At 58.1% G+C, this 8,740-nt stretch carries 12 protein-coding genes; 6 read left to right on the top strand and 6 right to left on the bottom strand.

Annotation, left to right across the window (positions count from 1 at the left end; genetic code table 11):
• The first annotated feature begins 1,332 nt into the window (after window positions 1-1,332).
• The 4 genes from IB232_RS22380 to IB232_RS22365 are packed head-to-tail and all read left to right on the top strand — an operon-like array spanning window position 1,333 to window position 3,635.
• Entirely contained in the window at window positions 1,333-1,635 is a 303-nt protein-coding gene (locus IB232_RS22380; RefSeq protein ID WP_192400760.1) for a hypothetical protein, read from the top strand.
• Entirely contained in the window at window positions 1,628-2,650 is a 1,023-nt protein-coding gene (locus tag IB232_RS22375) for a hypothetical protein (RefSeq protein ID WP_192400759.1), read from the top strand. Before IB232_RS22380 ends, IB232_RS22375 begins: the two co-directional genes overlap by 8 nt.
• Window positions 2,647-3,261 (top strand): CBU_0592 family membrane protein, encoded by a 615-nt coding sequence (locus IB232_RS22370; RefSeq protein WP_192400758.1) that lies wholly within the window; start codon window positions 2,647-2,649, stop codon window positions 3,259-3,261. The genes IB232_RS22375 and IB232_RS22370 overlap by 4 nt, the downstream gene beginning before the upstream one ends.
• Window positions 3,262-3,293: 32 nt before the next feature.
• Window positions 3,294-3,635 carry a hypothetical protein gene (locus IB232_RS22365; protein WP_192400757.1) on the top strand — a complete coding sequence of 114 codons (342 nt, stop codon included), beginning with the start codon at window positions 3,294-3,296 and terminating at the stop codon, window positions 3,633-3,635.
• Window positions 3,636-3,659: 24 nt separating this feature from the next.
• Here the strand turns inward: IB232_RS22365 and IB232_RS22360 are convergent, their stop codons facing one another.
• The 6 genes from IB232_RS22360 to IB232_RS22335 all read right to left on the bottom strand — a co-directional run bounded on the left by IB232_RS22360 (window position 3,660) and on the right by IB232_RS22335 (window position 7,531).
• Window positions 3,660-4,610 (bottom strand): hypothetical protein, encoded by a 951-nt coding sequence (locus IB232_RS22360; protein WP_192400756.1) that lies wholly within the window; start codon window positions 4,608-4,610, stop codon window positions 3,660-3,662.
• Window positions 4,611-4,750: 140 nt separating this feature from the next.
• Window positions 4,751-5,389 (bottom strand): hypothetical protein, encoded by a 639-nt coding sequence (locus IB232_RS22355; protein ID WP_192400755.1) that lies wholly within the window; start codon window positions 5,387-5,389, stop codon window positions 4,751-4,753.
• Window positions 5,390-5,391: 2 nt separating this feature from the next.
• Entirely contained in the window at window positions 5,392-5,889 is a 498-nt protein-coding gene (locus IB232_RS22350; protein WP_192400754.1) for a hypothetical protein, read from the bottom strand.
• 79 nt (window positions 5,890-5,968) lie between these two features.
• A complete protein-coding gene (locus tag IB232_RS22345; RefSeq protein WP_192400753.1) occupies window positions 5,969-6,451 on the bottom strand; it encodes a hypothetical protein in 483 nt (160 codons plus the stop codon).
• 100 nt (window positions 6,452-6,551) lie between these two features.
• Window positions 6,552-6,881 (bottom strand): hypothetical protein, encoded by a 330-nt coding sequence (locus IB232_RS22340; RefSeq protein WP_034023975.1) that lies wholly within the window; start codon window positions 6,879-6,881, stop codon window positions 6,552-6,554.
• A complete protein-coding gene (locus IB232_RS22335; RefSeq protein WP_192400752.1) occupies window positions 6,881-7,531 on the bottom strand; it encodes a hypothetical protein in 651 nt (216 codons plus the stop codon). The genes IB232_RS22340 and IB232_RS22335 overlap by 1 nt, the downstream gene beginning before the upstream one ends.
• 78 nt (window positions 7,532-7,609) lie before the next feature.
• Here IB232_RS22335 and IB232_RS22330 point away from each other — a divergent pair, with 78 nt between their 5' ends.
• Both IB232_RS22330 and IB232_RS22325 read left to right on the top strand, forming a co-directional pair.
• Window positions 7,610-8,134, top strand: coding sequence for a hypothetical protein (locus tag IB232_RS22330; RefSeq protein ID WP_192400751.1), 525 nt, complete (start codon window positions 7,610-7,612; stop codon window positions 8,132-8,134).
• Window positions 8,135-8,695 carry a YcbK family protein gene (locus IB232_RS22325; RefSeq protein ID WP_192400750.1) on the top strand — a complete coding sequence of 187 codons (561 nt, stop codon included), beginning with the start codon at window positions 8,135-8,137 and terminating at the stop codon, window positions 8,693-8,695.
• The last annotated feature ends 45 nt before the right edge of the window (window positions 8,696-8,740 follow it).

The raw sequence follows: 8,740 nt of genomic DNA, 5'->3' as shown, positions 1-8,740 counted from the left end.
ATGATCGATGAGAGGCGCGTGGTGATGGTGGATCCGCTCGCGGCCGCGTGCTGAGACAATTTTTTCAATAAAGTATCAGGAGAAATTGCTTGGAGGCCGCGCCGTAGCTGCTGTTTTGCCAATCCGGGGTGTGGGAATCGGATGTAGGTGCGGTCTCTCGCATTTTGGATATAACTGTTGCTGGGGATAGGTCTGGCGCAACTCGTGTGTCCAATATTGGCAGCCCTGGCCAATATAAGTTCTGCGCGCTTGCCTATGCCTACAACTCAACCCGGACGACTGAATTTGATGACACGGGCGGTGTGAATACCGGGTTCTCTTGTTATATCTACCTCTCAGGCAACCAATGGCTTCTGCAAACCCATGCGGATACAGCGAATACGCGATGTGGAGTGAGTTGCTTCTAACTAGCTTGCCAATCCGGTCGCATGAAGAAAACATCTAATGCACGCCGCTTCGATACAACCGCGCAAGTAATCAGAGATTGGTGCACTCAGTTTGGCGCTGATATAGCTATGGCCAACTATGACTATGTTCGCTACTCCTCAACCTGCGGAAGTAGATTTTGCTTAGGTCTAAATCAGGCTTATGGGCTCGGATATGCATTTGGGTTGGTCAATGAGATCGGACTTGGCTTCAACTATTCGGAGCCATATAAAACGCCAGACAACACAAGCGTTACTGTTCAGTGTGTTGAATGAAAAAGGGCCGCAAGGCCCTTTATTAATTGATTAAGATGCGGACGGTCACTTGCTACAAAGACCCGTGTGCATCCTGTTACGAAGATGGCTATTTGAATTTATGCCGGAGAACACAGCACTTACGAGGGTATATCCTGCCGGACATATTGGTGCGCAATAGCAATTGCTTGTGGTACACATACAGCTAGCCACAGTAATGTCAGGTAGGCCGGCACTCTTTGCCCAGAGACCGGATTGGCAAGAAAGTAGCAGACCCGTCGAAGAGAACCCCGTTGCCCCAACACCCGGGCAGGCGGCACCTTCTACAACGATGCTCTGGGTGACGGTTGGCGCCGTCGAGGACGCCATCAGATCCGCGGCCGAAGCGCCGATCGCGAAAAGCGAAAGAACAACGAGCCCGAGAATTTTCTTCATCACTGACAAACTCCTGCGTCGAGGCTGACAAGGGTGGTTTCTGCGCGCTTGCGCCTGTGAGTATTGCACACTCGAAAGAATAACATTAGGCACAGCCGTTGTCATTGCCTGTCATCGGCACTATCCTGCAATGGATTGCAGCTATCTTGTTTTACTATCGGAATTAGTAAGGAATAGTTTCGATGGCTATTACGAAGCTCCTTGAAGGGATATACCCATGGAATCGTTTGAACCACTCTTCTCGCAGGCTGAGCGCACCCTCTCGGAGGGCGCCGAATTGCTCGGCCTTATCAGCAGGTCATCCAGGCTCGACCCGGGGCAGAAGGATCGCCTTTCAACGGCTGTGTCGCGCCTGGTTGAGCGCATCGCGCTCAACGGACGACTGCTGATCGAGAGCCTGGGCAGCGGCGACACAGCAACCACTCAGAAGTCCGCAGTCATCCTAGGGAGACATCTCGAACTCGCCCAACAAACACTCCCGGCGATCAGCAGCCGTATTTCTGGAGTCCTTCATGCGTAAGAAGAACGGACTCGTCGATTGCTCCGACCTGGCACACCAGATCGAGGAAGGACTCAACACCATCGACGCCGAGCTAGGCCTCGTTGCGTTTCAAGCGACCGTTGCCGGTCCGGCCGAGGCGCTGAAGGCCTCCACGCGAGCCGTTTCGAAGGCTGCCCATGAACTGACAGACAGCAAGCTGGTGAGGCTCTATACCGCCGAGGAGCGAGCCCGATGGCACCAGTTTGCACAACTCCCCCCCATGCGCTTCTTCCTTGACAAGCTGGGCCCAAAGCAGAGCGACGCCCTGGCCACCGTAATGAGCAAATGGGTGGGGTTTCCGACGTTGCTCAGCCAGGCGACAACCCTGCGCAAGCTCTGCGTGACGACCTCTATCGCATCCAGCGGCCTCGCTTACGTTCTGAGCACCGACCTTGGTCGGGCGATGGTTGCCAACTGCGAGGGCCTGCTGGATCTCGCACCGTCTGAAGCCCACACCGTCACGGGCATCACCATGGTCATGGCGGCATACGCGGTCTCTACCCTGCTCAAGACGGCAGTTTGCTTCCGGGCTCACTCCAGGCATGACGAGATTTCCCGCAGGGCCCAAGAGTGGAATGACAAACTCGAACGAGGCTGGCGGGATGTATTGCCAAGGCTTCTCACCCTGGGGCTGCAAAAGGTGATCTCCCCGTACCCTGCGTACGACGAAAGCGCACTCCAGAAGATTCGCGCCGCCGCCGAAGGCGGACTCTTGAAGGGGTTGAGTAAGGCCGAGCTCGCCCCACTGCAGGCGGTAAGGACCCACCTGGTGAAGCACTACGGCGTCGACGAGCTGCAGGCACCGGCCGTTGCTCTCAATCTTCTCGCTCACGAGGAATCGAACCCAAACCGCTTACTGAGCACCCTGCACACCAGAAGCCTGCCGGTCGAGTGGATCTCCAAGTACCAGATTGATCCGCGATATTGCGTTCTAAGCAGTGACGCACCGGCCGTGCCGGCGGTCGATTCGAGCCTTCAGGAGATGCGTCGGTGATCAAGCCAGAGTTGCTGTATGAGCTGATTGCCTACCTGGGGTCAACTCTCATTGCTGCAGCATTCCTTGGAGCCTGCCTCGGCCTTACAGAGAGGCGTCCGCGCTGGTTCCTGATGGTCAACCTGGTGGGCGCCACAGCGCTCTGCTTTCCCGCATACCAGAGCGGCACAGCCGCGGCGCTGGCAATCAACGGCTTCTGGATATTGGTTGCATTTTCTGGCCTGGTGGCAGCTTGGCGTCGGGGGATCTCCCCCTCCCCACTGAACATCGCGCTGTACGCCTACAGCGCAGCGGCGATCGCACTGCTACTGGCTGACTGGATCATCCATCGAAATCTTTCGATGCCGGCGCTAGGTGGGATCGTCGCCATGATGCTGTTCATGACCGGTTATTGGGGCCTGGTTCGAAACCTCAACTCTGCACGAGCCCTGGAAACTTACCTCTGGACCGCTCTGGCAGGGAACCTCCTGTACATCCCCCTCCTTGTCCGGGACGACAACCTACCAATTCTCGCCCTGCAGGTCGCATGCACGGCAATCGCCATAGGAAGGCTCTCCCATATCCACGCCAGCCGATCTCGGCAGCGCCAACCCGCGCATAACGGTGCTTAGTTATGCAAAACAATGGAAAACGAGGCTTTCCCATGCAAAATAATGCCGATTTTGTAGAGTTTCATGTCGTCGTTACCACCGAGCTGCCCCAGGGCGCGCTGCATCAACTCGATCACGATGTCGCTGGGATCTACTCGGTGAGCGTAGATTCGGGCCTCTCGCAGGGCATCCAAAGCGGGGCAGCCCTAGACGTGTTCCATGACAACCTGCCAATCAAGGTGCTGGATGACTTCAACATCACGGTGATCGACCCCGTAACCGGCATGGAGCTGAGCGAAGCTCATGACTATGAGCATGGTTCACAGCGCAGTGCTGGCCGCTACAACGGCAAGGTCGACAGTGGAGAGATGGGCCTGAACGGCCCTCAATTCTGAATCTGGCCCGGCGCGGGGCGCGGGCTACGCGCCGGATCCACAGGAGAGGAACTGCTTCTGCGCGGAGAGGGACTCCGGCGAGAGCAGATCATCATGGCCAACGGCCCCCACCCTCGCCAACCAGGCCGCATATTCGGGCCACCGGTCACTGTCTACCAGCGGCGCCGGCGCCGGCGAAAAGCCGAGGGCGGCTTGCCCACCCCACCGTTGCGCGACATCTTCCAGGCCGCATCCGCCTCTCAGAATGCAATGCTCAACCGCCTGATCCAGCCAGCCCTGCCAACGCTCGAAATCGACGCATTGCACACGGCCGTCAGCCTCCGACAAAAGGAAGCGCAGAGATCGATCAGGCTCTCCTGGCCATTGGCCCAGCGTGAACGCGAGGCGATCATCATCAGGAGCATGCTCCTCAGGCAGAAGGGCAATCACCGCTACCCGCGGCGGGATCACCAGGTGAACGGCGTCAGGATGCGCCCCATCAATGACCACCACCGTGCCAGCACCAAGCCGGAGACCAGCAGCGTCTGTTGGTGAACAGCGCTGCAGCTTCCCAGGAAACTCGCTGGACACCGCTAGCCATAACTCCTCAAGACCATCATCCCAACCATCGGCACCCAAACACCAAACAGCCCGCCGCAGGCCCAGCGATAGGGCCAAACGCAGAACCTGAAGAATCACCGATCGCTTGGACGCGATATCAGCGCCCAGAAAGTAGGCGTGACGCCTGGCGGCAGACAGCTGTACACCGACCAATCCAGAGGCCGTAGGTAGAGGCAGCCGAAAGAATGGCTCATGCCGACCACGGATCTCATCCGGAACATCCGTCCACGGGCCTGTATAGCGACGTATGCCGTGACGTAGTGAGGCGACATCGAGCGCACGATGCAAGGGCGCGCCTTCCGCTCTTGCGATCCTCTTCGCATCCTTCTTGACCTGGGCCAGGGTGGCCCCAGATGGGAACCTGAATACCGACATGGTGGATCCTTATCAGCAGAGCGATCACCTCCCCCTGCACGCATGAATCCACAGCTTGATGCTGTATATCCAGGACCTAAACCGGTCTTCGCGCATAACGCGCAAACGCTGGGGGCGCTTCGAAATAGTTCAACGCAACGTTAGCGCATCTCAGGCGCCGGAAACTCCACAACCTGGGCTTGGGGCAGCACACCGATCAGCGAGGCGAGAGCAGCTTCAGTGAAGGGCGACCCGCGACAGTCCAGCGCAATCGCCGAGCGGATCACCGAAGTATTGATGAGTCCTGCAGAACGGCGCGGGGTGCGAAGCACTCCCTGGCTATCGATCGATGGCAACTCGTGCACCCGAGCGCTCACTCGCGGCAGCAGCCCATGGTTTGCTGCCACCGCCATCAGGTGCTCATCGATCGTGAGGGTTCTTGCCTCTGGCCTGAAGATCAACTCATCGAAGGCCTGGCTTTCAGCCATCGACAAGGCCTCGCGCGCCGATGTCCCTGCTGCTATCTGAGGATGAACCTGGGCCAAAGCACGGGCGATGACCTCCTGGTACACCTCATCAGTCAGCCCATCAAACAGGCACGATGCCGCGACAACGGTGCCGTGCGGGCAACCAGCGAACACTGGGGATTGATAATCCAGCAGGAGGTTTGCACGGATACCCAGATCTGGCGAGGTCTGGTCATAAACCTGACCTCGCACAGACACCGACGTGATCGCGTCAGCAGCGCAGAGCAACAAGAAGACATCGCGCCCGGTGAGGCGCACTTCTGATCGGTACATTGTTAGAGCCGCCCGAGTTGGTACTCGACCTCAGTGGCCAGGTCAACGACGGCTTCGCCGGCGCACACCAGGGTACGCTCCGCAACGTCCTCGAACAGCGCCACCACCGCCCCCTCGGCAGATACCGCATCAGAGAGATGCAGCGCCTCGCGGATCTCCTCGGCTACCGTTTCCTGGAGGTATTCCTCCGCAGCGTCGAGCCCCATCTTCAGAGGGTTGAGGTCATTCAGTTCGCGCTGGATACGCTCTGCCTGTCGGCGCTCAGCCACCAGCTTTTCCGGGCTGACGACCATGCCCGAAACCTTCACTTGCGCAGGGCGCGGGTGAGGCTGCGGCTCTTTGAAGGAGACCTGACGCCGCATGACTTCCAGACGAAGATCCATCGGCAGCCGGAGCATGGACTGCAGCGGGTAGGCCTGGATCAAAAATGCATTGGGCTTCGCGAAGAGCTCGCTCAGCTTCTGGCTTTCGCTCTTGGGGATCATCGATGGCGATCGCATAAGTGCTCTCCTGTTGGGCTATGACAACATCTTAGCGGCGATACGCCATCAATCAAGCTGTTTCACTATCGCATATGCATTAGGATATATTCGCAACAGCGCCGGGAGCCAGAACCTGGAGCTCGTGGAAGTGACTGGAAAGCTGCTCGTCGACCCACACCTCATAAGGCTCATCGACACCAGAGGACAGCCACTCACGCCGAGGATATTCCGAAATCTCCGCATCATCGGGCACCTCCCCCTGCAAAAGGAACGGACACTGGCCGGCAACGGCCGAAGCATGATTGACCTCGGCGATCGCCTCCCGGTTGATGAAGAACCCACCGTCACCGTCCCGGACTAGCACATTCAGGAGACCCCGCAGGGCATCAAGAGCAGATGGTTCCAGCCTCGACTCCGCTTGCGCCCAAATGCCGCCGCCTTCTGGTGATGATTCGTTGAGCCTGATCAGCAGCTGCCCATATTTCGACGGCTCAACTTCACCACCGCACTCATCCGCAACAACCTGGGCCAGGCGCGCCAGAAACGATCGATGTCGCTGCTGATCCCACTCTTCGCCCATCGCCGCCGGCGAGCGAACCAACCCGACAAGGATCTCAGCAGATCCTCCTCGCCCAGCAACATCGGCTGGTCAGACATTTGAAGCTTGCGTATACCCACTCCTAACCTGCACGCAGCTGCAGCACCACCGCGGAGGTGATGGCAGCTATGGCGACATATTTGCAAAAGACGAAGAACTCTCGATATTTCTTCTCGTTATCGCGCCGATCGTAGTGATCAATCAGCGCGCTGAAGCATGCAACGCCACCCGTGAGCGCGCCGACGACACCCAGAACCACCGCCAAGCCGTCCCGCAGGTATATGCCTTCCTTGCGGCCAGGCAGATACATCTCACCGTCCAGAAAGCCATCAAGAGCCCACCATGTGAGCGCCACACCAATGACCAGGAAAATGATCCTCTCGGCCGGCGCATACTGATTTGGTACGAACACTATTCCCCCTTCTTTTCAGATAACCGGCTGTCCAAGCCCGAAAGCAAACTGATGCACTGCTGCCGCCCATCACCTGTACCGACACGCTGAAGCAGCGTGGCGTGCCGCTCGACAAACTCTCGCGTTTTATCACTCCAGTTGATCGGCAGCGCCTGCAGATGCCTCGCGTCGACCATCCAAGCTCGCCCACTCCTGCGCTGACTCACATCGAGGGCATGCTGCAGGTGCTCACGAAACTGCGCAGCACCCCAACCGTTCACCCTGCACATGTGCGACGCCGCGAACCGAAATTCGGCCTTGCTGCGCGCAGTACCGACGTGAGTCGCCAGGTGACACCAGGTACATAGCGCCTGCAACGAGGTCAGCCGTTGAATGCCAGTCACCTCGTCAAATGACCAGCGCTCGTGGCATTCCAGACGCCCGCTACGAGAACCGCAAACTTCGCATTGATGAGCCGCTCTGGCGGCCACAAAAGAGGAACAAGACCGCCATTCAAGCCCGGTCAGCTCCGCCTGCAGGTTCGACAGCCAAGCCGAAGTGGGTACGAGATCCACATAAAGGCGGCCATCACTCAAACGGCCACGAACCGGCCGCGTAGGACTCGCGGCACGCAGCTCGAAGCCATAAGGATCGTCACCACCCGTTGTCATTGAATATCGCTCGCCATCGTAGCTATCGTTATTCTATTGGAACTACTTTAAACTAATTTGCACGATCAAACAGCCTGCATGCCGATGAAGAAGAAGCTCGACCATCAAGAAGCACTTCGCATGAGCGTTTTCGCCTACCGCGAACAGCTCAAGCTACTGCGCGAGCACGAAGCTACGGCAAGCCGCGCCTCTGCACCGGACCTTAACCCGCTCGGGACGGAACCTATCGCGCACGAAGCACAGAGACGCTATGAGCAGCTGCAGCAGGAGACCTATGAGGCCCTGACTAAAGCACTCTACTGCCTCGGCATGGCCTCCGTTGAATGGATAGCGCCACGCCCAGACCTTGGGCGATTCAAGGGAGTAATCCAACCAGCGTTCGCAGCCGCCAGCACCTATCGAACCATGAATATCGACGGGATCAGCGTCCTAACCTCTGATGGCCCCTTCATCAGCGGCCTTGCAAAACGCCTGGGCATCACTTCCGCCGAGATCTATCAAGAACCGGTGAGGCGAGTTTCTGCCTTTGAGAAAGCCTTTTGGCTGATCACCGAGCGAATGAACGAGACCAACAAGGAGGCGTCTTTCCAAGACGGGAGATAGATGCTGACCAGAAGAAGCTTCATCCAACTCGCCCTATCCTCTTCCGCTGCCCTGGCCTTCCCAGGCCTCGCCGAATCGCAAGAGGCCGACTGGCGCCTAAAGGCACTGGATCGTGATCGATATCTGAGCCTGGTGCGACCAGACAGCGGTGAGCGCGTGACGGTTTGCTATTGGCGACGCAATAGCGGCTGGGACCTGGAAGGCTACCGACAGGCGTGCTGGCTGCTGCGCGACGTGAAGTACAAGCAGGCAGTAGCCATGGATACCGGCCTACTGGACACACTGTTCATCATGCAAATGTGGCTGGCCACATACGGCAAACAACATGATATCCACGTCCTCTCCGGCTACCGAACCGCTCAGCACAACGCGACTCTGGAGGGAGCTGCCAAGAACTCAATGCACCTCTACGGCCGAGCTGCTGACATCCATATGCCAGGGGTATCACCCATCCTCCTCTCGAACATGGGGAAGATGCTAGGCCTCGGCGGTGTCGGCCTTTATGCGAAAAGAGGATTCATCCACGTTGACCGCGGCTCCGTAAGGAGCTGGTCAAGCTGAGCCTGCAAATTCCCCCGCCCATAAAAAAGCCCCTCAACCGAGGGG

This window comes from Pseudomonas sp. PDM15, assembly GCF_014851565.1.
In the GTDB taxonomy this organism is placed as follows: Bacteria; Pseudomonadota; Gammaproteobacteria; order Pseudomonadales; family Pseudomonadaceae; genus Aquipseudomonas.
The sequence above is the reverse complement of the archived record's forward strand: the minus strand, read 5'-3'. Positions and strand labels throughout refer to the sequence as shown.

Bases quoted from the DNA above. Each gene is read 5' to 3' on its own strand.
- IB232_RS22380 (WP_192400760.1), top strand. From the start codon at position 1,333: ATGGAATCGTTTGAACCACTCTTCTCGCAGGCTGAGCGCACCCTCTCG.
- IB232_RS22375 (WP_192400759.1), top strand. From the start codon at position 1,628: ATGCGTAAGAAGAACGGACTCGTCGATTGCTCCGACCTGGCACACCAG.
- IB232_RS22365 (WP_192400757.1), top strand. From the start codon at position 3,294: ATGCAAAATAATGCCGATTTTGTAGAGTTTCATGTCGTCGTTACCACC.
- IB232_RS22360 (WP_192400756.1), bottom strand. From the start codon at position 4,610: ATGTCGGTATTCAGGTTCCCATCTGGGGCCACCCTGGCCCAGGTCAAG.
- IB232_RS22355 (WP_192400755.1), bottom strand. From the start codon at position 5,389: ATGTACCGATCAGAAGTGCGCCTCACCGGGCGCGATGTCTTCTTGTTG.
- IB232_RS22350 (WP_192400754.1), bottom strand. From the start codon at position 5,889: ATGCGATCGCCATCGATGATCCCCAAGAGCGAAAGCCAGAAGCTGAGC.
- IB232_RS22345 (WP_192400753.1), bottom strand. From the start codon at position 6,451: ATGGGCGAAGAGTGGGATCAGCAGCGACATCGATCGTTTCTGGCGCGC.
- IB232_RS22335 (WP_192400752.1), bottom strand. From the start codon at position 7,531: ATGACAACGGGTGGTGACGATCCTTATGGCTTCGAGCTGCGTGCCGCG.
- IB232_RS22330 (WP_192400751.1), top strand. From the start codon at position 7,610: ATGCCGATGAAGAAGAAGCTCGACCATCAAGAAGCACTTCGCATGAGC.
- IB232_RS22325 (WP_192400750.1), top strand. From the start codon at position 8,135: ATGCTGACCAGAAGAAGCTTCATCCAACTCGCCCTATCCTCTTCCGCT.